Below are 26,537 nucleotides of genomic sequence, written 5' to 3'. Positions count from 1 at the left end.
CCGGTTCGATGTATCCGCGCGCTCTATAGCGCGCGATCACATCGACTGAGAGTGACCGGGTGATCTGAGCACGTATGCCGCAGGGCCCGCTTCCACACGGAGGCGGGCCCTGCGGCGCGTCCAACCGTGTGGGCACCTGAGTCCCTCGCACCCGCTTCCGGTCCGCGGTTGGATCACTCTGTCCTCACCCGACGGGCGAGTCGCCCGCGACCCCAGGAGCCTGCCTTGCCGCGACGTTGTCTGACTGCCGGATGCGCCGTCCTGTTGATCGCGATCGGCGGGTGCTCGTCGCCGGCCGGGGGCATCTCGTTGTCGGGCCGGTCCCCACACGTCCCGCCGACGCTTGCCTGCACGGTGGACAGCCGCCCGCTCACGGGCACGGTCACGCGCTTCGCTGCGGCTCCGGGAAGCACCTGGTGGGTGACCTATACCGTCATTTCCAACCCGTGCGACCAGCCGGCAAAGCTGACGGGCCTGCGGCTGGGCGGGCAGCAGCCCGGGTCGGGCGCAGTCTGGAGCGGCGACTCGAAGGTGCAGGTCCTCAAGGAGGGCGAGATCCCCAACGCGATCCTGCCCGGAGGCACCTCGTCCGGGCCGTCCGTCGCCGGCTACACGATCCCGCCGTCCCAGAGGGTCGAGGTCGTCGCGCTGGTCACCGCTGGCGGCGGGACCGACATGTCCCACCGGGTGCCGGCGCTGAGGCTCGGCCTCACGGACGGCGGGGGCGCGGACGAGCTGCTGCTCGCACCCGATCTCAGGCTGTGCGCCTGCAACCCGCTCGGCTGACCAGGCCCGCGGGCCCGGCAGCGGGTCTGGCGGCAGACGGCTACTTGAAGGCAGACCCGGTCGTGGGCTGCTTGTCGCTCGGTGTCACGACCCACATGACCGACCGGTCGGTCCGCCACGCGCGATCTGTGTTCGGGTAGAGGGTGACGAGGCTGACGTCGTCGAGATGTTCCTCGGCCACCGCTGCGTCGGCCCGCGCGAGGCACAGCTCCGCCTGGTCCGAGGCCTCATCCGCACCCGGGAAGGAAATCACGGGGCAGGGTCGTGACGAGGGCGAGCTGGGCCTCGTGGAGCTCCCGGCAAGGCCACGGCGTGGAGCAGTGCACCGCCGCGTGCCGTTTGGACGCTTTGGGGTGGTTTCCCTTCGGCCACAGTCCGTTCGAGGTGGTCCGACGCGTCCCGAGGCCGTCCCGCGACGCACGATCGACCAGGCTTCGCGTCACAACATTTGGACAGCCATAACCAGATGCATGGTCTTGCGGCCAGAATGGCCCACAGACGAGGGCGTGACGTGCGCCCGACCGTGAGAGGACGACCCAATGGCAACACCGCGACTGGGCGAGATCGCCCCCGACTTCGAGGCCGAGACCACGGAGGGCTCGATCTCGTTCCACGACTGGAAGGCCGACAGCTGGGCCGTGCTCTTCAGCCACCCGGCCGACTTCACGCCCGTCTGCACGACCGAGCTCGGACGGGTTGCGGCCCTCGACGGCGAGTGGACCCGCCGAAACGTCAAGGTGCTCGCGGTCTCGGTCGACCCGATCGACCGGCACGAGGAGTGGAAGGGCGACATCGAGGAGGTGGGCGGCGCTGCCGTGACCTACCCGATCATCGCCGACGACTCGCGCCAGGTGTCCGAGCTCTACGACATGATCCACCCGGGTGAGGGTGACACCTCCAGCGTGCGCTCGGTCTTCGTCATCGACCCGGCCAACAAGGTCCGCCTGTCGCTGACCTACCCCAAGAGCGTCGGCCGCAACTTCGACGAGATCCTCCGGGCGGTCGACGCCCTCCAGCTGACCGACAGCGGCCCGTACTCGACCCCCGCCGACTGGCGCGAAGGCCAGAAGGTCATCGTCGCGCCGACCATCTCGACCGCCGACGCGCGGGAGCGCTTCGGCCACGACGCTGTCGACGAGGTCAAGCCGTACCTCCGCTTCACCACCGCCTCCGCCTGAGGAGTCCCCCAGCCGTATGCCGGAGGGTGCGTTCCGCTGGAACGCACCCTCCCGCATACCTCGGCTCTCAAGGCACCCGCGGACTTACGGCTTGATCGCGTCGTCAGGCTCCAGCGTGGGCAGGTCGCCCGGCTGGATCACTTTGGACGACGCAATCCTCTTCAGGTCTCTCCAGGCCTGCTTCGCCGTCTGAGACTTCGCCACCATTCGGCGCGCGATGATTCCGGTGACGAGCGGGGTCGAGAAAGAGGTCCCGCTCCACGTCGCCATCCAGTTGGTGACCTGAAGATCAGGCTTGCCCACCCGGGGCGGCTCCTCGTAGTGGTAGGCGCCGTTCGGGAAGGCATTGACCATGTCCGAGCCGCGAGCATAGACGTCGACCCAGTCACCGAAGTTGCTGTAGCCCGCCCTCTTACCGTTGGCATCCAGGGCACCGACCGCGATCGGGTAGTCGGTGAAGTCTTTGAGACTGGCAGGCTCGAACGGGCCCTCGCTCTGGTCGTTGCCAGCGGCACAGACCAGTAGCGTCTCGGACTCGGCGAACAGCTTCATCAGAGCCTTGAAGCTGAACAGGGACTCGGCCGAGCCGGTTGTGCCCGAGAGAGTGGAGGTGCCTGCCGAAAGGCTGATGATGTCGGGGCTCGGCTTCTCGTTGAAGGCGTTGTAGACGTCGACCGCGAGGTCGCTCTCGATGCGGCCGCCACAGGCCATCAGGTAGGCCCGCACGTCGATCTGCGCCGTTCGGGCCATCGACGCGATGACCCCGGCCACGAAGAGCCCGTGTCCGCGGTAGTGGCCGACGTCCGGGTCCTCGGCCTCGCCGACCACGTTCCCGTCGTCCATCCAGTCCCATCGAGCCAGGGAGATGAGATGGCCCTGCGGGTTCGCCGGGATGCCGGTGTCGACGACGACGACGCGTACCACGCGGGGGTCTCTTATTACGTCCTCGAGCGCCGGCACGGGTGTGTCCGACTCTGCCTTCATCGGCTCGGTAGCGGGGCATGAGCTCGCGGAGGCGATGTGGACGACCCGATCGAACGCGGCGATCGGCTCCTTGTCATCACCCGGGGTGTCGCGGAGGCGGTCCAGGGCCTCGATCGTCGTGAGGCTGTCAGGCAGGGTGATCTGCGTCAGGACACCAGGAATAACGTCACTGGCGAAGAACGGGTCCTGGCAGGTCTTGCTCAGCTCCCTGACGACCTCGCTCGCGTGCTCCTTCTTGGTGAGCAGTCTCTGCCTCGCGTACAGGAACTCCGTGTCTGAGATGGCTCCGTCGTCGGGGTAGCGGGCAACGGTGATACCCCGCGCCCTGTTCTTCGGATGGTTGTTCAGCCGCGACATCATCAGCTCGAGCTGGATCGTGTACCGCGCGCGCTGGTCGGGGTTGGGCACGTTCTGGTCAAACCATGGAGGCGTCGTCATCGCCGATCTCCTGATCTATGCAGAATGAATGTGGGCTCTCTACGGACGCCGATCCGGGGCCGGCTGATACCGGCCTGCTCCCGACCCAACTGCTGACTGCGGGCCACCTGGTGTGCCGGATCCGGGGCATCGGTCTCCTCAGCAGCACGGAGGCTGCACGCCTGGGTCTGCGTCGCCAGGCTCGAGCACCCACCTTCCGTTCCGAGCCTTCGAGGCAGCGATTCGGGCCAGGGACTCCCACGCCTGCCGGGCGTTCTCACCGCTCCAGGACATGCGCGCCGCCACCAACCCCGCAACCAGTGGCGTGGAGAAGGACGTGCCACTCCACCGCGCCATGCCCATGTCGAAGTGGACGGTCTGGCCTGTGAGTCCGTCCGTCACGTGATACGTGTAGTCGCCGTCCGGGAAGGCGTTGACCATCCGGGATCCTCGCGAGTAGACGTCCACCCAGTGACCCCGATTGCTGTACTTCGCGAGCTTGCCCTTCGCGGTCAAGGCGCCGACTGCCACGGGCCAGCACAGGCTCGCCGGCTCGAACGGCCCACGTGTGCCGTCGTTGCCTGCCGCGCAAACGAGCAGCGTCGCCGAACAGGACAGGTACTCCTCCCGGAAGACCTCGAACGTGAGCAACGGCTGCTCCGCGGCGAGGAAGCTGTTGTCGTCGACGGAGGCGGCGAAGTATCCCGGGACCCTCGTTCCGGCGGACATACTGATGATGTCGGGTCGCGTGCGGAACACCGCCACGAGCTGTGGCGCGAGGGTACTCTCGAACGTCCCGCCATCGGTGTAGATGAACGGGTACACATGAACGCGCGCCTTGGGTGCCATGGTTCTCAAGACGCCGGCAACGAAGAGGCCGTGGCCGCGATAGTCACCCACGTGACTGTCTTCCAGGCCGCCTGTCACCTTCCTGAGCCAGGGCCAGCGATGAAGCGAAATCATGTGCCCGTCCGAGGTCTTGGGGATCCCGGTGTCAATGACAGCGACGACCACGCCCTTTCCCAGACTCCTGTGGCAGGTCACATCCGGGACGGGTGGGAAGGTGGCGATACGGGGTTCGGTCGCCGGACAGGAGCTTGCCGAGTCGGCCCCACTGTGCCCGTCGGCCGTCAGGTGAATCACGCGGTCAAACGAAGCGACACCAGCTCCCAGCGCGCGGTCGATCAGGTCGAGGGCGCGCACTGTCTGGGACCGCGGGTCGTCAGGGTCCTCCGGGGCAAGCCGGCTCTCTCGGATGTCCAGCAGGGTGAGCCCCTTGATTGGCTTCGTGGGACCGCCGCTCGAGTCGCGCTTGTCGGCTGGGTCCGGCGGGAGCCCAAGAACTTCCCTGACCCTTGGGGCATCTCGGTCTCGAGTCAGCAGGTGGCCGATCCGGTAGAGGAACTCGGTGCGCGAGAGATCTTCCGGATCCGGGTAGACCCCCACCACCGAGCCCTCGCGACCCTCGATGCTTTCCTTCATGCGCCGGACCTGCTCGGCGTATCGCGCCCTTCGTGAGCTGTCGTCTGGAGGCAGGTTCCACCATTTCGAAGGCGGGCCCTCGGAACCAGCAGACCTGTCATCATGTTTCTGGGTCATGTGCTTGCCTCCAGGAGGTGAGGGGGTGTGGCGATGAAGCGAGCCGCTGAGCGCCGAGGTCGTGACACCCCAGCGCCCGGACCTGGCCGGATCGGCACCGCAGTCCCCCGACCCGCGCCGAACGACCTGGCCGAGTCCCTGCTCCCACTGGCAATATCGCAGCCCTTGCGAGCGCTTGTGATAGCAACGCGGATTTTGGCTACATCACAGGAGGCTGCCGCTCTCTCAATTGCCCACCAGGCAGCATCGGTGGTTTGTCGCGACCGTGGAGATAGCGACGAGGCCGTCCGCCACGGCTTTGCCTCCGTGCGGTTCGCCCGCCGGGTTGGGAAAGGCCGCCTTTCCGATTCGCTCGCGACCTTCGGGGTGACGCTGTCCTACTCGGGCCGCGGAACCGAGGGTCTTCGGCGACTCGAGCAGGCTCTCGAGTTGGCGCCGGCGTCGCTACTCCCACGGGTGTACATGCGTCACGCGCACGCCCTCACCATGCAGGGACGCCAAGCCGAAGCCCTGGAATCAATTGGCAAGGCGATCGCAGGCCTGCACTTTCAGGGTGACGCTCTCTGGGAGGCCAGGGCACTCAACAACAGGGCGCACATAGAGCTCGCACTTGGAGAGAGCGAGGCGGCTGAACGCGATGCGCGGCGTGCCGAGAACCTCTTTTCCCGCCTCGACCAGGATTTCGAGGTTGCGCAGTCGGTCCACAACCAGGCACTCGCCGCGCACCAACGTGGAGACCTGCCCACCGCGCTCACGTTGCTCGACCAAGCGACCGACGGTTATGTCCGGCTCGAGAACGTCCGACACGACGTCCTGATCGACCACGTCAACACTCTGCTCACTGCCGGACTGACCAGGGAGGCGCGGTCCCTCGGGCTCCGGGCACTGGCTCGTCACAGCCTGCCTCCGATCGGACGGGCTGAGCTGTACCTCGTTCTGGCGCAGGTGTCATTGGCCCAGGGCGACCTCCTTGACGCAGATTCGAGGGCTCGGGAGGCGGAGCGGCTCTTCCGGTCGCAGGATCGCACCAGCTGGTCCCATCGAGCGAGGCTGCTCTGGCTGCGGGCCCAGTTCTTGTCCCAGCATCCCGAGCTGGGGCCGTGGATGGTGCCCAGATCGGAGATGACGGGCGTGCGGTCGCACGGATCGAGCGCCGGCACACTACGACTGCTCAACGATGCCTCGCGCCTCGTCACCTCGCTCCGCGAGTCCGGAAGCCCCGAGCTCGCGATGGCGCTGCTGCTCCACGGCCGCCTCGCGAGAGACGCTGGGCTGTATGCCGAGGCCGAGGCGAGCCTCGTAACCGCGGCGGCCACACGGCGCCAAGGTCCGCCGCTGTCGAGGGCCGCAGGCTGGCTCGCGGCTGCGCAGCTCGCCGAGCACCGACGTGACCGGCGCGCCCTGTACCACGCCTGCCGTCACGGCCTCGACGCGGTGGACGAGCACCGGAACGTCCTCGGTGACCTCGAGCTTCGCGCCCTTGCCAGCGGGCACGGCATCGAGTTCACCCAGCTCGCCGTCGCGGAGGCGGTCAGAGCCGGTAGGCCGCGCGATCTCCTGTGGTGGGCCGAGCGTTGGCGAGGCACCGCGCTCCGCGGCGCCGCGGCCCGACCAACGGATCCTGAGCTGCAACGCAGCCTGGCGGCCTTGCGCGACATCACGCGCCGCCTGGCCATCGTCGACGAGAGCGACCCGGCGCGCATGGGCCTCACTCGTGAGCAGGCGCGCCTCGAGGAGGCGATCCGGAAGGCATACCGCCATCTACGCGCCGACGGCGGGACCCTCGAACAGGGGACTACCGGAATCGACCTCGACGATGTCTTCACCGAGCTCGGCGACGATAGCGCGCTGGTCACCATCATTCGCGTCGGGACCCAGCTGCATCTGCTCGTCGTGGCGCGACGCCGGGTGCGACACTCCGTCGTCGGGGAGTTCAGTGCGGCCGCCACCGAGTCCGAGTTCGCGCGGCTCGCGCTCAGGCGTGCGGCCTACGGCAGGGTGGTTGACCTGGACAGCACGGGCGCGCTGTTACAGAAGGCGCTGCTGACTGCCGGGTTCTCCCTGCCAACCGGCACCCGGTATGCCGTTGTGGTGCCGCCGGCTGACCTTCTCACCGCCCCGTGGGGGCTGCTGCCGGCATTCCGGGACGCCGTCCTCACCGTCAGCCCCTCGGTGAGCCAGTGGATCCGCGCTCGACGGCGGCCGGAGGGCGCCGACGGCCATGTCGCACTGGTGACCGGACCGAACCTCACGACGCGCGAGGCGGAGGTCACGAACCTGCGCCGGATCCACCGGCGTGCCAAGGTGCTTCGTGCGGACCAGGCGACCGCGAGCGCCGCGCTCGACGTGCTCGACGGAGCCCTGCTCGGCCACATCGCCGCGCACGGCACGTTCCGCGCGGACGCGCCGCTGTTCTCCTCTCTGCAGCTTGCGGACGGCCCGCTCACCGTCCATGACCTGCAGCAGCTCGAACGGCCCCCGGCGTCCCTCGTCTTGTCTGCCTGCGACTCCGGTGGAGCCGCCCCGATCGGTCCGTTCGAGGCCGTCGGTCTGGTGTCGAGCCTGCTCGCGATGGGCACCTGCTCCGTGCTCGCCAGTGTCGTCCCGGTCAACGACCAGGCCTGTCTTCCCGTCATGGCCGACGTCCACACAGTCGTGGGACGCGGCGGCGGGACCGTCGCAGAGGGCTGGCTCGCCGCACGCCAGGCCGCCGCCGGAGACGACCTGGCCGCTGCCACGGCGGCCTCGTTCACCGCCTGGGGAGCCTAGCCCCGGGACCCAAGGGCCCCGACCCGCACGGCGGCGCGGGACGGCATCAGAAGTCGGAAACTGGCCGCGCTCGGCGAGCGAAGAGATAGGCGTAGCGGCATACTCGCTCGGGTTACTCGCTCGGTGAGCTGGTGCGTCGGGCCCCGGCTGCGAGCGATGCCCAGGATCAGTCGACGTCGAACCAGGTCGTCGTCATGACCCGCTCGCCGGAGCGCTCCAGCACGAGCCGGGCCAGGCCCAGCGGCACGCGCTCGAACGTGAACCGGCCGCCCTCGAGATCCACGGTCGTCGACGACGACTTCGTCTCCAGCGTCATCTGATGATCAGCCAGGTCGGGATGCTCCCGGTCGTCCACGACGCCGATGGCTCGCGCGAAGTCGCCGCGGCTCGTCGCCTCGACCTCGATCGACACCGACCCGTGCTCGAAGACGTGCAGCCGGCTCGACCCTTGGTCACCGCGCGAAGCACGCACGCTGGCTCCAGACAGCTCGTCCGTGGCCATGGTCATGAGGATCGCGTCGGCGTGGTGCAGGGCGAACGCCGCCTTGCCCAGCTCGATGACGTCCTCGGGCACGGGGTCCACGACGTCCGCGATCGCCCGGAGGCGGTCGAGCATGGCCTCGTCGTCGGGGTGCAGCTCGTCACCAGCCATCACGACTCACCTCCCTCGTCAAACGGATAGTCGGACTCGCGGAGCAGTCTCCGGAGCTTCTCGAGGCAGCGCATCCGCGTCGGCCCGATCGAGCCGACCGACATCGACAGTGCCTCCGAGACCGCACGGTAGTTCGGCCGGTCGCACGACATGAGGATCCGAAGAAGCCTCTGACAGGACTCCGACAGTCGTCGGAACTGCGTCCACAGCGCGCGGTCACGTTCGCTGTCGAGCAGCGCCGTATCAAGCGCCTCCGCCTCTTCGTCCACCACGCGCTCGGCGACGTCCTCGTCGCGCACGAGGTGCTCGCGGCCCTGGCGACGCAGCATCGTGAGTGCCTCGTTGCGGGCCGTCGTGGCAAGCCAGCCAGGTAGGGCCTCGGGCTTCTCGATCGTGTGCAGCCGGTCGGTGAGGCGCAGCCAGGTGTTCTGTACGACGTCGGCCGCGTCTTCGTGGTTGAGCCGGTGGGCTCGCGCGATCCCCCAGAGCAGTGAGGAGAAGTCGGCGACCAAGGCGTTCCACGCCTTCTGGTCTCCGCACGAGGCGGCGGCGAGCAGCGCCCTGAGGTCACTTGGCTCGCCCATACCCCGCCCCTTCTCCGGGTGCTCATTTTAGGGCTCACAGGGGATAGACGCCTTTCCAACAGCGTAGATACATCGCGGGCGAGCATGGTTTGGCGCCCACTCGCCCACTCGAGTGGCCAGCTCGACACGCCGGCCCCGCCGCCGGGATGTATCAGAGTGACCACTGGACGCTCGAGCGGTCGTTTTGATACCGGGTCAGGCGAATCGGGGGGTGTGATCCAGGCCACACCCCCCGACGCGGCCTAGGCCGGTCCCGCTGGTCAGCTCGAGGACGTCGACTTCTGCGACTCGGCGTTGGTCTTGCACTTCTTGCCCATCGCGTCGAGCTTGTCACCGGCCGCGGAGACGACCTGGCGCTGGCCGTTCCAGTCGCTCTGGAAGCGATCCGCGTCGGAGCCGCCCCAGTTGCTCTTGATGGTGGAGACCGCGCTGTTCACCGCCTCGACGATCCCGTCGAGCTCGCCCTTGTAGCCGATCAGCTTGTCGCCGGACGCCGACACCGCGTCGGCGTTCATGCCCTTCTTGTAGACGGCCATCTCTTGGTTCCCCTTCGAAAGTCGTGGTCAGTACTGCGACGAGGTCTCGCGCTGCTGCTGGACCTCGCGGTCGATCGTGGTCTTCATCTCGGTGAGCAGCTTCTGGGCCTTCTGGAGCTCGGGACGGTGCGTGCCGCTCCACTCCTGCTCGAACTGCTTGGAGTCGTCCCCCTGCCAGTTCTGCTTGAGCGACTCGACCTCCTGGTCGACCTTCGTGATCAGCTTCTGGATCGCCTCGGCCTGCTGCTGCAGGACGTTGCCCTGGGCGTTGACCTCGTCGTCGTTCATGCCGAGCCAAGTCATGACCTTCTCCTTTGCCTGCGTTCCCCCGACTGATTCGGGATGTTCTCTCCGGACCAGCCGAGCAGGCCCGCTTTCGCACACTCCGTGACGTTTGGCCGGGCTATGCGATGTTGATCCCCGTGTCGCCCGGTTCGTCGACATCGGCAAACCTAGGCGAGCATCCGGGCAGTGTCGATGGGGAGCACTCCCCACCGACCCTGTGTGGATTCCCCTCTGCCGTATGCCGTCCCGCTGAGCTTCCGCGTGCCTCTGGCAGCGGGTGCCCGCCCAGGACGACTCAGGGCTGAGCGACCTGGAGGAGCTCGAACCGGCCCTTCTCGACGATGAAGCCACGGCCCGGCGGGAGGTCGGCCCGGTTGAGCGACGGGAGGTTCGCCTTGAAGACGGACAGCCCCTCGTTGCCGTCGGGATGCAGCGCCAGGCCCGAGCGGGAGGTCTTCAGCAGCGCCTGGAGGCCGAAGTTGGAGCTGAAGAACCCTGCCTCACCCTCTGCGACGACGAGCTGGTCGTGGTCGACACACGCCTTGACCAGGGCGGTCAGGGCGTTCTCGGCGCCGGCCGGTGCGAGGTCGTCGATCCGCTCGACGAACACGGCGACCGGCTTGGTGATGCGTCCCTGCTCGACCTGGGTGGCAAGGCTGCTCGCGAGCGCCGTCACAGCCGTGCCGCCGACGGCCGTCTCGGCCCAGACCCCGAGGTCGAGCAGCTCGGACGACCGGCGTGGCGTCATGAGGTAGAGCGCCGAGCTCGAGCTGAACCGGAACAGCCCTGCCGCGGTCGCGGCGATCGCGGTGGTGCGACCGGATCCCGACGGGCCGGTGATGACGAACGTCCCCTTCGGGTCGAAGCCGTGCGGCTCGAGCGACGACGACGCCACCCCGATGACCGGCCGACCGCCGAACTCCGGCGGCAGGTCGCCGAGCGGGATGTCGTCGGCGAGGCTCTCGATCGGTGGCGCGTGGCTGACGCCGGCCTTGTGGGTGGCGTCCGCGAAGGCGGCGACCGCGGCGGCCTGGACGGTGACGTCGGCGGAGCCGCCGAGCACCGCGACCTGGATCTCCGAGCCGGCCATGAGTCCACGGCCGGGCGGCGAGGCCATCGTCAGCACGTCACCGGGCACGCCGAAGACGGAGTAGTCGTCGGTGGCGCTCATCCGCAGGATGATCCGGCCCTGGACGGCGGCCGCGAGGTTGGTGGGCAGGCCGGTGCGCTGGTCGGAGGCGATGATGAGGTGGACGCCGACCGGACGCCCGTCGGCGGCCACGCCGGCGAGCAGGTCCAGCCACTGGAACCGCCCACCCACCTCGTACGCCTGGCGGAAGGCCGTCATGCCGTCGATGAGCACGATGATCCGCGGCTCGTCGGCGCGGCCGGCGATGCGGCGGTAGTCGGTGATCGTCGCCGCGCTCACGGCTGAGTAGCGTGCCGCACGCTCGTCGATGGTCGCTCGCAGGGTCCGCAGCAGCCGGGTGACCCGCTCGTGGTCGGCCCCAGGCACGATCGACCCGACATGCGGCAGGGTCTCGAGCATCGCCAGGCCGCGGTTGCCGAAGTCGAGCCCGTAGACGTGACATGGTCCGCCACGCACGGTGTACCCAGCCGCGACCGCGATCGTCCGCAGGAACACCGACTTACCGGACCCCGACGTCCCGTAGACCGCGATGTTGCCCTCCTTGTCGGGCCGGAACGCGACCTCCGGCTGAGCCTGGTTGTCGGGGTCGTCGGCGACGCCGAAGACGAGCTCGTCGTCGCGTCGCTGCGTCGGCAGGCTCGCGAGGTCGTAGACCGCGCGCATGTCGGGCAGCCACGGCTTGCGCGGCCTGGGCAGCTGGGCGTGCCGGGCCGCGCGGCCCAGCGTGGCCACGAGGCGCTGGATGTCCGTCGGTCCGAGGTCGGCGCCGTCGTCGGCGGACTCGTCGGCGGACTCGTCGGCGACCCGCGGCTCCCACACGACGCCCGCACCGAAGGTGAGCGTCTCGACCTTCATGTCCGGAGGGGGCGGCACGTCGGAGGTCCACCCTCCGGCATACCCGGTCTGGAACGGCACGAGCCTCCCGGGCCCCGTCTTCGAGACGGCGCGGCCCGGCAGGGCGGGGTCGAAGAAGGCTGCCTCCTTGCTGCCGAGGACGTCGTCGGAGTCGTTCTCGTCGGCCATGCGCAAGGCCATCCGCAGGTTGGTGTTGGCGCGGAGGTTGTCCTTGATGACGCCCGCCGGGCGCTGCGTCGCGAGGATGAGATGGAGCCCGAGGGACCGGCCCCGCTGAGCGACGTTGACGACGCCGTCGACGAACTCCGGCACCTCGTTCACCAGTGCGGCGAACTCGTCGACGACGATGATCAGCGACGGCGGCGCCTCCACCTCGCCTCGGCGTTCGAGCTCGACGAGGTCCTTGGCCTTGAACCGGGCGAGCAGGTGCTCGCGGTAGTGCAGCTCAGCCGCGAGGGAGGCCAGCGCCCGCCGGACGAGGTGAGGCGACAGGTCGGTCACGAGGCCGACCGTGTGTGGCAGCTTGACGCAGTCGCGGAACGCCGAGCCGCCCTTGTAGTCCACCAGCAGGAACGTGACCCGCTGCGGCGAGTGCGCGGCGGCCATCCCCAGGATCCAGGCCTGGAGCAGCTCGGACTTGCCGGCTCCGGTGGTCCCGCCCACGAGGGCGTGGGGCCCGTCCGCCCGCAGGTCGATCGAGAAGGTGCCCTGGCTGGACTGGCCCACGACGGCCCGCAGGTTGCCGGGTTTGCGCGGCAGCACGGCGGGTGCGAACGGCCCGGTGAGGATGGAGCGCGACTCGCTCCACTTCTCCACGACGGCGTCCTCCGAGCTCGCGAGCTCGGTGCCGGCCAGGGTCAGCATCGAGACCGACCGGGGGAGATCGCTCGCGTCGTCGACGGGGACTCCGGCATCGACCACCGGAGCCAGCTGCCGGGCACCCGCGGTCGCCTCGTCGTGGCTGATGCTGTCGACGACGACCGGCTGCACCTCCTCGCCCGCTTGGACATAGCCGGCGAGCGCGCTCTGCCCGTCGCCGAGGACGAGGAACGTGCGGCACGCCGCGGGCAGCAGGGTCTGCGTCTCGGCGACCCACACGACGACGATGCCGTGCTGGTGCCCGCGCTCGGCGATCGCGACGAGCCGGCTCCGGTCGATCGGGGCATCGCTCTCGACGAGGACGAGGACCGTGGGCCGGGGTGCGGAGCCTCCGCCGGCTCCGGCACCAGCGCCTCCCGATGGGCCCGAGGCACCCGCCGCCGGCCCCTGCGGCGTCCCCGCGCCGGAGATGATGTCGTCGAGCGCGTCCGCGAGTGCCGAACAGGCGGGAGCGCTGCTCGCGAGGTGCCCGACGCCGATCGGGCTGTGCGGCGACGTCGTGTGCGGAAGCCACTTGAGGAAGTCCCAGTCGCGGGCCGAGCCGACCGACGCGAACGAGCAGACGGCCAGCTCGGCCGGCGAGTGCAGGGCGACGGTCTGGACGACGACCGAGCGCGCGGCGCCGAGCGCCGACGCGCGCTGCCCGGCGATGCCGATGGCGCCGTCGGTCAGCGGCGACGCGACCACGGGCACGTCGTGGACCACCTCGAGACCGCGCAGCTGCTCGGAGACATCCAGCCACGCCTCGGCGCGAGAGCGCCCGACGACCGGCATCTTCGTCGTCGACCGCGACGGCCGGGACCCGATGCCGAGCCGGATCTCGCCGTAGCCGTGGTCGTCGCGACGCCGGGTCCACAGCAGCGCACTGCGGTCGCGGACCGCGGCCAGCGCGTCGAGACCGCTCGGGTGCTCGGCCCGCCGGACCTGGGCCTCGACGTCGAGGGCGGCGACGATCCGGTCGGACAGGATGCCGAGGTCCTCCCGGAAGTCGACCATGGCGCGGTCGTAGTCCTTGCGCTGCTGACGTCGGCCCTCGTAGTACGTCCCGGCCATCATGAGCGGCATCATCAGCATGAAGATGATCGAGAACGGGCTCTTGGTGATCGCGAAGACCACGACACCCATGAGGAGCGGCACGACCATGGCCACGAGAGGCATCGGGTTGGGCTTGCCCCGCTCCGGCAGGTCGGGGACCTGGAACTCCTCCCCCACGTAGCGGGGTGCGACCCGTGGCGACCGCGAGAACGCCACGGTGCCCGAGTCGCCGGAGAGCACGCCGCTGCCCGGACGCGCGACGGCGCCATCGCCGTGGACGACGACCTCGAGCTCGGTGTCGCCGAGACGGACGACGTCGCCGCTCTTGAGGTGAGCGCGCGTCACCTGCTGGCCGCCCGCGGTGATGCCGTTGGCAGACCCGAGGTCGACGACCTCGACGACCTCCTGGACGACGAGCTTCGCGTGCTTGCGCGACACGGACTCGTCGGTCAGCTGGATCTCGCAGCCGCGTCCGCGGCCGACGTATGCCGTCCCGCGGGCGAGGGGGACCTGCGTGCCCGCGTCGGGCCCGGACCGGACGTAGGCCACCGCCGCGGGGCGGCCACGGTCGACGAAGCCCTCCCCGGCGCGGGTCACGGTGACGCGCATGCCGGACTGCAGGCCCGACTCGGCCAGGGTCGCCCGCGGGTCGAGCCCACGCATCTCCTGGTCGACGAGCGCGAGCGTCATCGGCTGGTCGACGCCGAGTGCGGCCGACCGGTGCGGGTCGGCCGCGGCGATGTGGCCCGCGAGGTCCCCGACCGTCGTGGCGGAGTCGGTGGTCGCGACGAGGTCGGTCTCCCGGTCACCCGATCGCAGCACGAACTTCAGCTTCACGAGTCACCCTTCTTCGTTCGCGCAGCCTGGCTGCGCGAGGTGCGTCTGACGGCCGGCCCCAGCCCGGCCCCGGAGGGCAGCTGGTCGCGGAAGGTGCGCAGGGAGATGTCTCCGCGAAGGCGTCGCCAGAATCCGTGCCGGTCGCGCAGCCGCATCCTGGCCGTCTCGACGTCCGCCCAGAACGCGGCCACCTCGTCGTCCGTGGGCTGCTCGACATCGAACACGTGCGCGTTCGCCGCCGCGGCCAGGGTGACGAGCGGCGACCCGGCCGGTGACGCGGTAGCGCCCGGGCGACCCGTGCGGCCCTCCCCTTGTTCTGCAACGGAGGTCGGCGTCTCGATAGCGCGGGCCTGCTCCAGCCGGGTTCCCTTGGGCGGCAGCGGCATACGGAAGTCGCGCGCGGTATCGACGACCTCTCGCCAGCCGCCGGTCACACGGGCTGCGGCGCTGCCGCGCGTCCGTCGGCGGCGCCTGCGTAGCGTCTTCACGAGACGGATCGCGGAGTACACGACGAGCAGGACCAGCAGCGGGAAGGCCACGAAGAAGACGAGGTAGCGCAACCAGTCCGGCCACGTGCTCGGGTCTAGCGGGTTCTTGTCGTCCTTCGGCGGGTTGCGCAGCTGCGTCGCGTTCTGCGCCTGGTCCGGACCCTGGAGCACGCTCGGCGGGTTGTTCGCCGCCGGGGGCGGCACCTGCGCACCGGTCTTCTTCTCCTCGGACTTCTGGATCAGCTGCTGCGGCTTCTTGTTCCGGTCCGGCAGGAACGAGCGGTAGTAGAGCGGCTGCCACGTGCCGTCCGTGCGTCGCACCTCGACCCACGCATGGACGTCCTTGCCCTTGACGACGCCCTCGGCGTCGGGCTCGGCACCGAGGACGACGCGGGCGGGCACGCCGAGGCGGTTGGCGACGAGAGCCAGCGCGGCGGCATACTGCTCGTCGTTGCCGGCCAGCTGGGTCGCCTTCATGAACTGCGTCATCCGCCTCAGGCTGTGGCCGGGCAGGAAGATGTTCTGGTAGTCGCCGGGTGCGCCGCCGTCGGTGTACGCGCCGTCCTGCATCGCCCTGGCGACGGCGACGACCTTCTGCCAGGCACCGTCGGCGCGCTCGGTCCAGGGAGTGACCTTGTCGTCGATGAACGTGAGGTTCTGGCTGTCGACGAGCGAGCCGTCGGCGACGTCGACGCTCTGGGGCAGGGTCTCGGTGGACGGGTCGACGTAGGCGGTCACCGTGTAGGAGTCGCCGGCGTGGAGCTTCACGGGCAGCACGCCGGTGTTGGTGTCGACGTTGAACCGCAGGTCGTCGGCCAGCTCCTCGCCACGCGAGCCGCCGAAGTCCAGGCCCGTCACCGTCCCGAACGTCGGCAGCCACACGTCGTCGTAGCCGCCGGCGGGGACCGTGACGGTCGCCGTGACCTGCTGCCCGGACCCCTGGGTGGCGATGTGGCTGCCGACCTTGCGGAAGCTCGTCCCGGAGGCATCCTGACCGTCACCGAGGTTGGCGAGATTGCCTGCGCCCCAGACGTAGTCGTCATAGGAGTCGAGTGCGGCGATGCGCAGCGGCACGCCCTTCGGCAGTCCACGGACGGTCAGGAGGGTCTTGTCGAAGAGCTCGGCGCCGTTGGGCTCGGTGTACTGCCGGAAGCCCGCGAGCGGTGAGGCGTACTGCGTCACGTCGAAGGGCGGCGTCAGCGCCGAGCGGAAGACCGTGCGGCCCGAGTCGTCCGCACCGGGCAGGTGCGGGCCGAGCAGGAGGCCGCCGACCGTGGCGACCGCGAGCAGTGCCGCTGTCGTCACGGCGCGAGTCGCCCGGCCGGCGCCGTTCTGCAGTGCGGGGCGGCTGCGGTTGCTGCGCAATGCGGTCCAGCCGATCGCGACGAGCGCGAAGACGGCTCCCTGCAGGACCACAGCCGCGGGCGTGAGCGTGCCCAGGACGATCGAGGCGACGAGCAGGAGCACCGGGGCGACGAGGGCGACGACCGGACCGGCCCAGCGTCTGGCGACGCCGTAGGTGACCGCGGCGCCCACGAGCCCGAAGAGGAACGGGAGCGCGAGATACGCGCCCTCCGAGTCGACCGGCGGGAGCGCGGTGAGCAGCTCCTTCCACCCGCCGACCGCGAGGTGGAGCAGGCTCTGGACTGTGCCACCCGTGGGCAGCACCCCGCCGATGAGGTCCTGGCGGGTCGCGACAGGGCCCGCGAGCAGGAGGTAGGCCGCCGCGACCGCCACCAGGGTAACCACCCCGGGCAGGCGGAAGGACGCCGTGACGTGGCTGACGACGAGGCCGAGCGCCAGCCCGGCCAGACCCACCCACAGCCAGCCGAGCCCGAAGAAGGTCGTGCGGAACCCGATCAGGGCCAGGCCCACGAGCGCGGCGGTGAACGCCCCGTCCACGAGCTGCGCCCGCGTGGGGACGAGCCTGGCCAGCTGGGCTCCGGCCCGCTCGCGCGCGCCTGGAGGGGTCGCCAGGGCGGACGCTGGCGGCACCGGTATGCCGCTGGGTCGAGGTATGCCGCTGGGCGGGGTGGCGGGGCTCATCGGGCCGCTCCCGATGCGAGCAGCAGGCGCAGGTCCTCCAGGGCACTGAGGGTGAGGATGGTCAGGCCGCCCCCACGACGGACGCCGTGCTGAGCCCGCGGGTCGACGATGACGACGACGCGGGACACCTCTGGCGGGAACTGACCGGCTGCTCGCTGCAGCTCGACGAGGGGCCGTCGCGGGCCGGTGACCAGGAAGCAGGTGCTCGTGTCGGGTGCCAGCTCGGCCGCATCGAGCGACACCGCGAACAGGTCGATCGGCCCGGGCTCGACCCGGGACATCGCGTCGAGGCCGAGCTGCGCCAGGGCTCGGGAGACCCGCTGGCGCCCGCACACGAGGGTGCACTCCTGCTCGTCGAGCATGGCGCGCAGCATGATCGAGCTGCCGACGGAGATCGCAGTCTCGACGTCGGCGTCGCTGTCGACCCCCTGAGGGTTCGCCGTGCCGGACAGGTCTGCAGGCCTCGGGTCGTACGACGCCGGGTCGGGGTCGACGACGATCGTCACGTGCGAGCGGCGGGTGTCGAGGAACTGGCGGACGAGGAGCTTGCCGGCCTTGGCGGAGCTGCGCCAGTGGATGTAGCGCCGGTCGTCGCCGGGCTGGTAGTCACGCAGGGCGTGGAAGGCGAGGTCGCTCATCGAGACGTCCTCGGTCGTCGACCCCTCGAGGTCGCGGAGCAGACCGGCGCCGAGCGGCTCGAGCGCCACGGTGCGGGGGTGGACGAACAGCTCGGTGCGCTCGGTCCACCTCAGGGTGCGGCGCATCAGCCCCAGCGGGTCGCCCTGGACGGTGGTCGCCGGTCCCACCTGGATCACCGCACGGCGCGAGGTCGGCACGACGAACAGCTCCTCGTGGGCGTGGCCGGGCGTCATCGCGGGCATGACGAAACGAGCGGCGGACTGGCCGACGGGGAGCTCGACGAGGATCGGCAGCATCGGCCGGCGGGACTCGTTGGTGACGATGATGCGGCCGGTCGCCGGCTCGCCGACGACGACCCGGCGCGGGTCGACCTCGGCGACGATGCGGACCTTCGTGCGTCCCAGGGCGAGCACGAAGCAGATGCCGAAGAGCAGCAGCGCCGCCGACGCCACCATGAGCAGCTCGGTCCATCCCCAGCGGGCACCGGCCGCCCAGCAGGCCAGCCCGAGCGCGAGGATCGTCCAGCCCAGCGGGGAGACCCACCCGAGCACGCCGGCGACGGGTCGCCACACACCCTGGGTCTGCTCGGCGACGCGGCTGATCGTCCGCGTCACCGGCTGCGTGACCTGCCGGATGCTGCGGCTCGTCGTGCCGGTCACCCGCGGGGCGAGCGCCTGGTCGGCCATCAGGCCGAGGCGCGTTCGGCCGGCGGCGCGATGTCGGCGAGGATCTGGTCGATGACCTGCTCGACGGTCGTTCCGGCGAACTGCGCCTCCGCGTTGAGCAGCAGGCGGTGGCTCAGCACCGGCTCGGCGAGCAGCTTCACGTCGTCGGGGATCACGTAGGTGCGTCCCTGGCTCGCCGCCCACGTCTTTGCGCACCGCACGTAGGCCAGGCAGCCGCGGACGGAGAGGCCGAGCTTGAGCGAGGGGTGTCGGCGCGACTCTTCCGCGATCCGGCTGACGTAGCCGAGGATCGCCGGGTCGACGTGGATCTCGTCGGCGAGCCCTGACATGTCGACGACGACGTTGCTCGCGATGAGCGGCTGAAGCTGCTTCGCGCGGTCGCGCACCTTGGCGTCCGCGAGCACCGCGATGGTCGCCTCGTGGTCGGGGTAGCCGACGCTGGCCTTCATGAGGAACCGGTCGAGCTGAGCCTCGGGGAGGCGGTAGGTGCCGGCCTGCTCGATCGGGTTCTGGGTCGCGATGACCATGAACGGCTGGCCGACCGAGTGGGGCTTTCCGTCGATGGTGACCCGCCCCTCCTCCATGACCTCGAGCAGCGCCGACTGGGTCTTGGGCGAGGCGCGGTTGATCTCGTCGGCCAGCACGATCGTGGCGAAGATCGGGCCGGGATGGAACTCGAACGTCTGCTTGCTCGGCTCGTAGATCGTCACTCCGGTCACGTCCGAGGGCAGCAGGTCGGGGGTGAACTGGATCCGGCTGTGGCTGCCTTGGACCGTCGCGGACAGGGCCCGCGCCAGCTGCGTCTTGCCGGTGCCGGGATAGTCCTCGAGGAGCAGGTGCCCCTCCGACAGGAGGCAGGTCAGCGCCAGGCGGGTGACGTGTTGCTTGCCGAGCACGGCGCGCTCGATGTTGCCGACGAGCTGGTCGAACGTGTGCGCGAACCAGGTCACCTGGTCCTGAGTGACGCTCATGGGTTTCCTTCTCCTGTCATGTCTTTCACGCGAAGGGTGCCATCTTCTAGCCCCAGGGGTTCTTGGTGTAGGAGTCGCTCCGTCCGTCACTCCCGGTGCAAGTGACGGTGACCGACTGGTTGGGATAGCCCAGGAACTTTCCGGAGTCGTTGGTCCCGTTGCGCGGCTCGATCGTTCCGTTGTTGCCGTTGTCCGGCAGCGACCACCCGCTCACCGCGCAGGAGATCGGGGTCGCGAAGTCCTGCAGCGTGTAGCCGATGTGGTAGCAGTTCGTCCCGCACTGCTGGCCCTGGTACGGGTCGTAGCAGTTGCTCGGCCCGCACTGGCTGCCGTGGTAGACGCTGACCACCTTCGGCTGCGGCTTGGGGTTGGTCGTGCCAGACACGAACGCGGTCCACGGGCCCGGTCCGGAGTCCTGGGCGATAGCTCGGACCCGGATCGTCCGGGTCGTCGAGTAACCAAGGCCGCTGAACGTCGTCGAGTGGGTGCCGGCACCGACAGTGGTGTTGCGGTCGCCGTCGATCTCGTAGCCGGTGACCGGCCGCCCCTCGTTGGGCGCGGTGCCCCACGTGAAGGTGATGCTGTTGTCGTCGTGAGTCTGGCTCAGGCCGGGCACGGCATTAGTCGGGCCGTAGGGCTGGAACGACACGTTGTTCGACCAAGGTGAGCAGAGCCCGGCGACATTGCACGCCTGGATCTGCATCGTCTGCTGGCTGATGCCGAGGTTCGAAGCTGTGCCGCCGGAGCACCCGCCCGAGCAGCTCCACGTGCCGGACCGCCCGCCGCTGGTGCGCCAGTTGACCGAGCCGTAGCCGCGCGAGCGCGAGTCGCCGAGCGAGAACGCTGCGTTGGCAGCGTAGTTCGCGCTCGGGGTCACCACCGAGGTGAGCCGTGGCGTCTCCGGTATGCCGTTCGCCGAGTAGCTGCTGATGTTGGCTCGGTCCGAGGTGGCGGGTCCGCCGTTGGTCGCGGTGACGGTGTACTCGACCTGCTGCCCTTGGTAGGGGATCGTGTCGCTCAAGACCCGCGACTCGCCGCCCGAGCGGGTGCCGATCAGTGTCCACGCGCCGCCGTCCATGCGCCGGTAGACGTCGTACTTCGTGATCGGCGGGCCGTTCGGGTCGGTGGCCGGCCAGGTGATCTGGACCTGCGCGTTGGGCTCGCCGGGCGTCGGGGTTCGCGGCGCGAGCGCCGGCGCCGGCACGTTGGCGGGCTTGCCGAAGGACTGGGCCTTGACGTCCGGGCCGAAGGGTCCCCACCCGGCCTCGTTCTTGGCCTGGACGCGGACGTTGTACGCGTCGTTGTTGATGAGGCCGGTGATGGTCTTGGTCAGTCCGGGCGCGGCGACCTCCGCCGAGCCGGTCGCACCGGCGTTGCCGCCGATGTCGACCCACTGGATGCGGTACCGGCTCACCGGTGACCCGTCGTTCGGCGGCTCGCTCCAGCTGACGGTGAGCCGCTGGTCACCGGGCACGACGGTGGTGACCGCGGTGGCCTTCGGCTTGGTGTCCGGACGAACCGTGTTGCTGGGCGGGCTCGGCTCGGACCAGTCGACCGCGTTGCGCGAGCGCACGGTGAACGAGTAGTCCTTGCCGTTGGTCAGGCCGGTGATGGTGCACGGGGACGAGGGGCAGATCTGGCGCACCTCGCCGCCGTTGGCGGTGACCTCGTACTGCTGGATCGGGAGCCCGCCGTCATAGGCAGGAGGACGCCAGTTGACGCGCGCCGTGCTGCCGAGGATCCGGTCGGCGACCGCCACCGGCGCGCCGGTCGGGTCCGGCTTGCTCCGCACGGTCACCGTCACCTGCCCGATCGCGGCCGGCCGCCCCGGGGCATCCAGGACCCGGACCGTGATCGTGGCGTCGCCGCGGGCCTTGTCAGAGGCCGCGACGGAGAGCTGGCAGCCGTTGGCGGAAGCCGTCACGCCCGTGCCGGAGGTCACGTCGCTCTCCTGGAGCGAGCACTGCGGTGCGGTGAGTGGACTGTCGAGGTACTGCCCGAGGTTGACGGCCCGCTTGGTGCCGGCGATAAGCCCCTCGACGAGGACCGGTCGCATCGTTGCGATCGGCGGGGCCGACGTCACTCGCACGCGGATCGGGAACGACTCGGAGCTGCCCTTGGCCTGGACCCGGACTGCCCCGGTCGTGCCGGCCTGGGCTCCGGCCTCGGCCTTGAGGCTGACCTGGCGGCCGCCGGCCCCGGACTGCGCCAAGGCGACCCGGTCGGCCGCGGGGTCCCACGTCGCGGTGTACTGCGCCGTGCTGCCGTCCATGCCCGTGGGCAGCCAGGCGTGGCAGAGGCGCGGGATGTCGAAGGTGCGAGCTGGGCCGTCGGCGGCGAGGAGGACCTCGTGGTCGGGGCAGCGCAGCACCGGCACGTCGGGACCGATCTGGACGGGCACCGTGACATAGGCCCGCTGCGCGGACTTGTCATTGATGCCCGTCGAGTTCGTCACCTCGAGCATGAGCGCAGCCGGGCCGACGTAGCCGTTGGTCGAGGTCAGGCTGAGCTCGGTGGCCGAGGTGAGGTCGAACTGGAGGTCGTCGCTCGGCGAGGTCGAGATCGTGTCCGGTGAGGTGACCGACACGCGGCCGCCTCGGGGGTCGGCGATGTAGTCGCCGAGGCTCACTGTGACCGTCGAGTCGGCCCCCAGCTTGATGACCTTGCCGTCGACGGCATACGGGAGGCCGTTGTTCCCCGCGGGCACGTAGATCAGGGCCATCGCGGCCGCACCGTCGGCATCCTCGATGACGTAAGGGACGACGCGGGCCTGGGGGCGCAGCTGGATGCGCAGCTTGCGACCCTCGCGCGTCACCCCGTCGCCCACGAACCTCGCGATCCTGAGACTGGCCTCGTCGCCGTCGATGTCGCGGTCGTTCGCGAGTGCGTCCACGAGCACCGAGGTCTCGCCGCTCTTGGCGACGGCTGTGTCGTCCACGGCGATGGGCGGGTTGTTGAAGTCCTTCTGCCCGCGCACGGTGAGGGTCGACTTGGACGGGTCGAACAGGCCGTCGGTGATGCCGTACGTGAGCACCTTGGCCGGGCCCTCCTCGGGCGCAACCACCTTGAACGTGTCGTCCGCTTGGCGCTGGAACTGCTTCAGCGTGTCCGCGTCGTTGAGCGACGCGAAGTCGACGAAGTCCACGGAGTCGCCGGCGGCGATGAGGTCGTTGGCGAGGACGTCGGCATGCACCGTGCGACCCGGTGCCGCGACGACGTCGTCCTCGACCGCGACGGGTGGCTGTGGATCACCGGGCTGCACGACGCCGACGCGGACGAACCCCTCGCTCGTCAGACCGAAGCGGTCGCGCAGCTGGTAGCGGATCACCTCGGTGCCCGAGCTGCGAGGGTAGGCCTCGTAGCGGATCGTCGCGGCACCGAAGCCGAGGACCCGGCCGTACCTGAGGTCGACCGCCTGGCCGTTCTCGCCGACGATCCCGCCGACGAAGCCGAGGTCGCCGTCGGGGTCGACACCGCTGGTGGGGACGGTGATCGTGAGCGTGTCACCTGCGGTGACGCTCGCGGTGAAGCTGCGGGCCGACGGCGGCTGGTTCGGGTTCTTCACCGGGTCGGGCAACGGCGTGACCGTGACCGTGATCCGTCCGGTGACCGCTCGGGCACGCTGGCCCTCGGGGTAGGTCGTGTACTCGAGGATCGCCGTCCTTGGACCGGTCATCGCGCCCTGCTCGGGCACGTAGCGCACGACGGTGCCGGACGCGAAGGCCTGGCCTCCTCCGGAGAGGACGCGGACGTTGGGGTCGAGCCTCAGCGGGATGCCCTCGGACATGGAGTCGTTGTCGAGCGCCGGGATGGTCACGGCGTCTCCGACCCGCACGATGGCGACGTCGTCGACGACCGTCGGCAGCACGTTCTCCTTGGGCTCGGGCTTCTGGACGACCGAGAGCTCGCCCACCGCGGTCTTCGTGCCGTCCGAGATCGTGTAGCGGACCGTGCCCTGCCTGGTCTCCTGCCCGGTGACCGGCGCCGTGGCGACGACGCGGACCCAGCGCCCCTGGACCACCGACGCGCGCAGCCACGCCTGTGGCGACTCGACGCGCTGGACCACCAGGACATCGCTGCGCGGGCTGTAGTCGTTGGACAGGACGTCGGCGACGACCGGGGTCTGCCCGCGGACCACGGCAGCGTCGGGCGTCGCGACCGGCGGCAGGTCGGTCGACGGGTTGGGAAGGATGTCCACTCGCACCCGGCCGACGCTGACCCCGGAACCGACCTGGGCGGCATACGTCACCGTCGAGGTGCCGGGCGTCTGGCCGGTCACCGTCAGCACGTTCGTGTCGAGGTTGGTGTCGAGGACGAGCTGGCCGGGGCCCTTGACCGCCTGCGCCAGGCGCATCCGCGCGCCGGGGTCGGTCGGGTCGGCGCCCGCGATGTCGTTGCCGAGGGGCTGGAGCTGGACCGGCTTGCCGACCACGGCCCGGACCACGTCGGGCTGGGTCTTGGGCGGCACCGGTTTGCTCTCGTCCTCACTGAGCACATCGAGGGTCACGGACGAGTTCTGGCTGCCACCCCGGCCGTCGTCGACGACGTACTCGACCACCTGGTCGCCCGCCTCGGCCTGGGCCTTGACCGTCAGCGCGCCCGAGCCGTCGACGCCGGTCGTGGCCGGGTCCACCGCCGACACCTGGATCGGGTCGCTCTCGGCGTCACGCCAGTCGGCCACGACCCCGACCCGCACCGAGCCGGACGCGACGACGGGGTACCTCGCATCCGCGAGCTTGGCCTGGCCGGTGCGCAGCCTGGGCGCGGTGTTGACGTCGGGCCCGACGATCCGCACGGTGACCTTGGCCGTCGCGCGTCCGGTCTTGGCGGTCGTGCCGTTGTTGACGGTGTACTCGAACGTGAACGAGCTGGCGCTCGGCTCCTCGGGGACCGTGACCTGCACGTTCTGGCCATCGGCTGAGGCGCTCGTGGCGATCCCCGGGACGGACGAGCTGCCGACGTCGCCTGGCGCGATGGCCAGGATCGAGCCCTGGGAGTCGGAGTCGTTGTCGAGCACGTGCAACGTCGACGTGCGGCCGGGACGGACCTGGACGGTGTCCGGCATCGCCTTCGGCGGGGTGCGCGTCACCTGGTCGTCGACGAGGTTCTCGTCCTTCTTCTTGTTTCGGTCGTCGGTCTGCGGGGGCGGGATGACGGAGTTCCAGTTGTCGATCTTGACGCGGTTGCGATCGACGTCCCAGACGTCGCCGGAGTCGAGGTCGTTGAGGACGATGAGGCCGCGGTTGACGCGGAGCTTGACACCGTCCGTGCGGACGCCCTTGGTCATCGCACCGAGGTCGACGGTCGCGGCATCATCCGGCGACCCGCAGTTGCGGCCGTAGTAGACGTTGGCGGGTCCCGCCCACGCCGCGTGCACGCAGGACGCGAGCCGGACCGGTTGGGACAGGAAGAGCTGTTGTCCCGCGCCGACCTGGGCGATCGCTACGCCGCCCACGCGTGGCGTGTCGCCCGTGAGCGACACCTGGGTCAGCCGCGTCTCGTCTTGGATCAGGACGGTCGGGGCGTCGGGGCCCGGCTGCTGGAGCGCCGCGTATGCCGGGTTGCCGGGCTGGGTGCCACCGACGGCGAGCTGCTCGGGCTCGGTCAGAGCGTCGGACCAGAGCCGCCCGGTGCCGGAGTCCCAGACCACCCAGTGCGAGCCGACCGCGGTGACCTGGGCCGACTTCGAGTCCAGACCGGTAATGGTGGTCAGCACCGGCTTGGCGAAGCCCGTGCCCTCCGGGTTGATGGTGGCCAGGACCCCCGTGGCCGCCGAGACGGCATAGACCGTGCCGTCGACGCCGACCGCGACCGCCGCGTTGGCGCCGACCTTCGCGAGGGGCTTCGCCTGGGTCTGCAGGCCGTCGAGAGCCGTGATGCCGGCCCGGTTGTCGACTCGCTGGGCCCGCACCTCGCCCTTTGCCGGGTCGACCGTGGCGACCGTCCCGCCGCGCAGGTCGACGAGCGGTGCGGTGAAGACGCGGTTGCCCGTCGCAGTGCTCGGGCTGGGGACGACAGCCGACTGCTCGGGCGCGAGCGTCGCCTCGGCCGGGTTGATCGGGACGACCTGGTTGCTTGCACGCGAGTAGCCGAGCACGGCGGCGCCGTCCTGGAGGACGTCGAGACCCGCTCCGCTGGTGGCGTCGGACAGGACGCCTGCGTCCAGCTGACCGGCCGCTTTGTTGATCCGACCGAACCGCGCCTGCTCGGAGTTGGTGACCCAGATGCCGCCGTCGTTGAGGTCGGCCTTGCGGGCGACCTCGCCGTCGCTGCGAGTGGCCAACCAGACGAGCAGCCCTGCGACGAGCGCCACGACGACCGTTGAGGCAACTCGTGCTTGATTGCGCCTCCGCTTCGCTCCGGCGGTCATACCTGCACCTCTTCGAGCATGGCGAGGTCGTCCTCGGTGACGAGCTTGGTCGACAGGGCATGCTCGACGAGTCGCGCCTTGCGGTTGGTCGCGAGCTTGCCGACGCCGCCGTGCAGCCCGCGCGTCCCGGCGTCGGCGAGCTTCTGGCAGACGTTGTCGAGCTTGCGGTTGAACCGGGTGATCGTCCAGCCGAGGCGCTCCGCGGCGACCGCGGACGAGGGGATCTGGCTCGTCCCTGCCTCCCGCCGCCGCAGGAACGGCTCGCACAGCGCGACAATGAGCAGCTTCTGGTCCGGCGTGAGGTCGACCCGGCCGACCGTCGCCTCGCCGACCTCGCCGCCGTCGAGCCCCGGACCGTCGGCGCCCAGGTCCGAACCGCCCGGGTTACCTGAGGCGCCTGATCCCCCGTCGGCCGTCACCGACTTGAAGACCGGGCTGGCGACGAGGATCTCGAAGTCGTAGGTCGTCGGGCCGGCCGTGAACCACACGATGAGCCGCCGTATCGCGAGCGGGATGCGGGCGCCGGGGTTGAGCCAGGCCTGGAAGAGGCCCTGCTCGTCGGCGACGGTCGCGGTCAGGGTGGAGCCGGTGTTGCTCAGCCACCAGAAGCCGTTCTCGAACGAGACCACGAGGAACGTGCGGTGCAGGTAGGGGTTGTCGTCCACCTCGACGTCACCCGTGCGCCCGATCGTCAGCCCGGTGTCGGGCGAGACGGAGTACTCCTCGCCGCAGAACACGACGGTCACCTTGCTGTGGATCACGATCAGGTCCCCTAACCCGGTCTTGTTCCG

The 26,537-nt window shown here is 70.1% G+C and carries 17 protein-coding genes; 3 read left to right on the top strand and 14 right to left on the bottom strand.

Translation table 11 applies throughout. The annotated features are described in order from the left end of the window. Positions 1-354 precede the first annotated feature (354 nt). Positions 355-786, top strand: a complete 432-nt coding sequence (locus ACWEOW_RS16600; protein WP_452270327.1) for a hypothetical protein — start codon at positions 355-357, stop codon at positions 784-786. A 40-nt stretch (positions 787-826) separates the two neighbouring features. Here ACWEOW_RS16600 and ACWEOW_RS16595 read toward each other — a convergent pair whose 3' ends face one another. Continuing rightward, positions 827-1,039 (bottom strand): hypothetical protein, encoded by a 213-nt coding sequence (locus ACWEOW_RS16595; RefSeq protein WP_452270326.1) that lies wholly within the window; start codon positions 1,037-1,039, stop codon positions 827-829. 286 nt (positions 1,040-1,325) lie between these two features. Between ACWEOW_RS16595 and ACWEOW_RS16590 the strand changes: the two genes are divergently transcribed. Continuing rightward, positions 1,326-1,964, top strand: a complete 639-nt coding sequence (locus ACWEOW_RS16590; RefSeq protein WP_452270325.1) for a peroxiredoxin — start codon at positions 1,326-1,328, stop codon at positions 1,962-1,964. An 84-nt stretch (positions 1,965-2,048) separates the two neighbouring features. On the opposite strand, the gene ACWEOW_RS16585 is transcribed toward ACWEOW_RS16590, so the two are convergent. From ACWEOW_RS16585 to ACWEOW_RS16575, 3 genes are all read right to left on the bottom strand, one after another. After that, positions 2,049-3,386 carry a S8 family peptidase gene (locus tag ACWEOW_RS16585; RefSeq protein ID WP_452270324.1) on the bottom strand — a complete coding sequence of 446 codons (1,338 nt, stop codon included), beginning with the start codon at positions 3,384-3,386 and terminating at the stop codon, positions 2,049-2,051. A gap of 138 nt (positions 3,387-3,524) precedes the next feature. Further along, on the bottom strand, positions 3,525-4,847 hold the full coding sequence (locus ACWEOW_RS16580; RefSeq protein WP_452270323.1) for a S8 family peptidase: 1,323 nt from the start codon (positions 4,845-4,847) through the stop codon (positions 3,525-3,527). A gap of 633 nt (positions 4,848-5,480) precedes the next feature. Further along, positions 5,481-5,789, bottom strand: a complete 309-nt coding sequence (locus ACWEOW_RS16575; protein WP_452270322.1) for a hypothetical protein — start codon at positions 5,787-5,789, stop codon at positions 5,481-5,483. A gap of 306 nt (positions 5,790-6,095) precedes the next feature. On the opposite strand from ACWEOW_RS16575, the gene ACWEOW_RS16570 reads away from it, so the two are divergent. Then, positions 6,096-7,733 carry a CHAT domain-containing protein gene (locus tag ACWEOW_RS16570; RefSeq protein WP_452270321.1) on the top strand — a complete coding sequence of 546 codons (1,638 nt, stop codon included), beginning with the start codon at positions 6,096-6,098 and terminating at the stop codon, positions 7,731-7,733. Between the two features lie 166 nt (positions 7,734-7,899). On the opposite strand, the gene ACWEOW_RS16565 is transcribed toward ACWEOW_RS16570, so the two are convergent. The 10 genes from ACWEOW_RS16565 to ACWEOW_RS16520 all read right to left on the bottom strand — a co-directional run bounded on the left by ACWEOW_RS16565 (position 7,900) and on the right by ACWEOW_RS16520 (position 26,507). Continuing rightward, complete coding sequence (locus tag ACWEOW_RS16565) at positions 7,900-8,385, bottom strand: carboxypeptidase regulatory-like domain-containing protein (RefSeq protein WP_452270320.1); 486 nt, start codon at positions 8,383-8,385, stop codon at positions 7,900-7,902. Further along, positions 8,385-8,969 carry an RNA polymerase sigma factor gene (locus tag ACWEOW_RS16560; RefSeq protein ID WP_452270319.1) on the bottom strand — a complete coding sequence of 195 codons (585 nt, stop codon included), beginning with the start codon at positions 8,967-8,969 and terminating at the stop codon, positions 8,385-8,387. Before ACWEOW_RS16560 ends, ACWEOW_RS16565 begins: the two co-directional genes overlap by 1 nt. A 260-nt stretch (positions 8,970-9,229) precedes the next feature. Further along, positions 9,230-9,505 carry a WXG100 family type VII secretion target gene (locus ACWEOW_RS16555; protein WP_452270318.1) on the bottom strand — a complete coding sequence of 92 codons (276 nt, stop codon included), beginning with the start codon at positions 9,503-9,505 and terminating at the stop codon, positions 9,230-9,232. A gap of 27 nt (positions 9,506-9,532) precedes the next feature. Next, the gene (locus tag ACWEOW_RS16550) at positions 9,533-9,808 is read right to left on the bottom strand and encodes a WXG100 family type VII secretion target (protein WP_452270317.1); all 276 of its coding nucleotides are present in this window, start codon (positions 9,806-9,808) and stop codon (positions 9,533-9,535) included. A gap of 277 nt (positions 9,809-10,085) precedes the next feature. Further along, on the bottom strand, positions 10,086-14,546 hold the full coding sequence (locus ACWEOW_RS16545; protein WP_452270316.1) for an FtsK/SpoIIIE domain-containing protein: 4,461 nt from the start codon (positions 14,544-14,546) through the stop codon (positions 10,086-10,088). Then, positions 14,543-17,080, bottom strand: coding sequence for a transglutaminaseTgpA domain-containing protein (locus tag ACWEOW_RS16540; protein WP_452270315.1), 2,538 nt, complete (start codon positions 17,078-17,080; stop codon positions 14,543-14,545). Before ACWEOW_RS16540 ends, ACWEOW_RS16545 begins: the two co-directional genes overlap by 4 nt. Next, a complete protein-coding gene (locus ACWEOW_RS16535; RefSeq protein WP_452270314.1) occupies positions 17,077-18,405 on the bottom strand; it encodes a DUF58 domain-containing protein in 1,329 nt (442 codons plus the stop codon). The genes ACWEOW_RS16540 and ACWEOW_RS16535 overlap by 4 nt, the downstream gene beginning before the upstream one ends. Then, complete coding sequence (locus ACWEOW_RS16530; RefSeq protein ID WP_452270313.1) at positions 18,405-19,376, bottom strand: AAA family ATPase; 972 nt, start codon at positions 19,374-19,376, stop codon at positions 18,405-18,407. Before ACWEOW_RS16530 ends, ACWEOW_RS16535 begins: the two co-directional genes overlap by 1 nt. Before the next feature lie 46 nt (positions 19,377-19,422). Beyond that, on the bottom strand, positions 19,423-25,746 hold the full coding sequence (locus ACWEOW_RS16525; RefSeq protein ID WP_452270312.1) for an Ig-like domain-containing protein: 6,324 nt from the start codon (positions 25,744-25,746) through the stop codon (positions 19,423-19,425). Continuing rightward, positions 25,743-26,507, bottom strand: a complete 765-nt coding sequence (locus tag ACWEOW_RS16520; RefSeq protein ID WP_452270311.1) for a hypothetical protein — start codon at positions 26,505-26,507, stop codon at positions 25,743-25,745. The genes ACWEOW_RS16525 and ACWEOW_RS16520 overlap by 4 nt, the downstream gene beginning before the upstream one ends. Positions 26,508-26,537 lie beyond the last annotated feature (30 nt).

The sequence above is a fragment of the Monashia sp. NPDC004114 genome (assembly GCF_053603855.1).
The sequence above is the reverse complement of the archived record's forward strand: the minus strand, read 5'-3'. Positions and strand labels throughout refer to the sequence as shown.

Bases quoted from the DNA above. Each gene is read 5' to 3' on its own strand.
- ACWEOW_RS16530 (WP_452270313.1), bottom strand. From the start codon at position 19,376: ATGAGCGTCACTCAGGACCAGGTGACCTGGTTCGCGCACACGTTCGAC.
- ACWEOW_RS16580 (WP_452270323.1), bottom strand. From the start codon at position 4,847: ATGAAGGAAAGCATCGAGGGTCGCGAGGGCTCGGTGGTGGGGGTCTAC.
- ACWEOW_RS16590 (WP_452270325.1), top strand. From the start codon at position 1,326: ATGGCAACACCGCGACTGGGCGAGATCGCCCCCGACTTCGAGGCCGAG.
- ACWEOW_RS16540 (WP_452270315.1), bottom strand. From the start codon at position 17,080: ATGAGCCCCGCCACCCCGCCCAGCGGCATACCTCGACCCAGCGGCATA.
- ACWEOW_RS16525 (WP_452270312.1), bottom strand. From the start codon at position 25,746: ATGACCGCCGGAGCGAAGCGGAGGCGCAATCAAGCACGAGTTGCCTCA.
- ACWEOW_RS16565 (WP_452270320.1), bottom strand. From the start codon at position 8,385: ATGGCTGGTGACGAGCTGCACCCCGACGACGAGGCCATGCTCGACCGC.
- ACWEOW_RS16560 (WP_452270319.1), bottom strand. From the start codon at position 8,969: ATGGGCGAGCCAAGTGACCTCAGGGCGCTGCTCGCCGCCGCCTCGTGC.
- ACWEOW_RS16535 (WP_452270314.1), bottom strand. From the start codon at position 18,405: ATGGCCGACCAGGCGCTCGCCCCGCGGGTGACCGGCACGACGAGCCGC.
- ACWEOW_RS16550 (WP_452270317.1), bottom strand. From the start codon at position 9,808: ATGACTTGGCTCGGCATGAACGACGACGAGGTCAACGCCCAGGGCAAC.
- ACWEOW_RS16555 (WP_452270318.1), bottom strand. From the start codon at position 9,505: ATGGCCGTCTACAAGAAGGGCATGAACGCCGACGCGGTGTCGGCGTCC.
- ACWEOW_RS16585 (WP_452270324.1), bottom strand. From the start codon at position 3,386: ATGACGACGCCTCCATGGTTTGACCAGAACGTGCCCAACCCCGACCAG.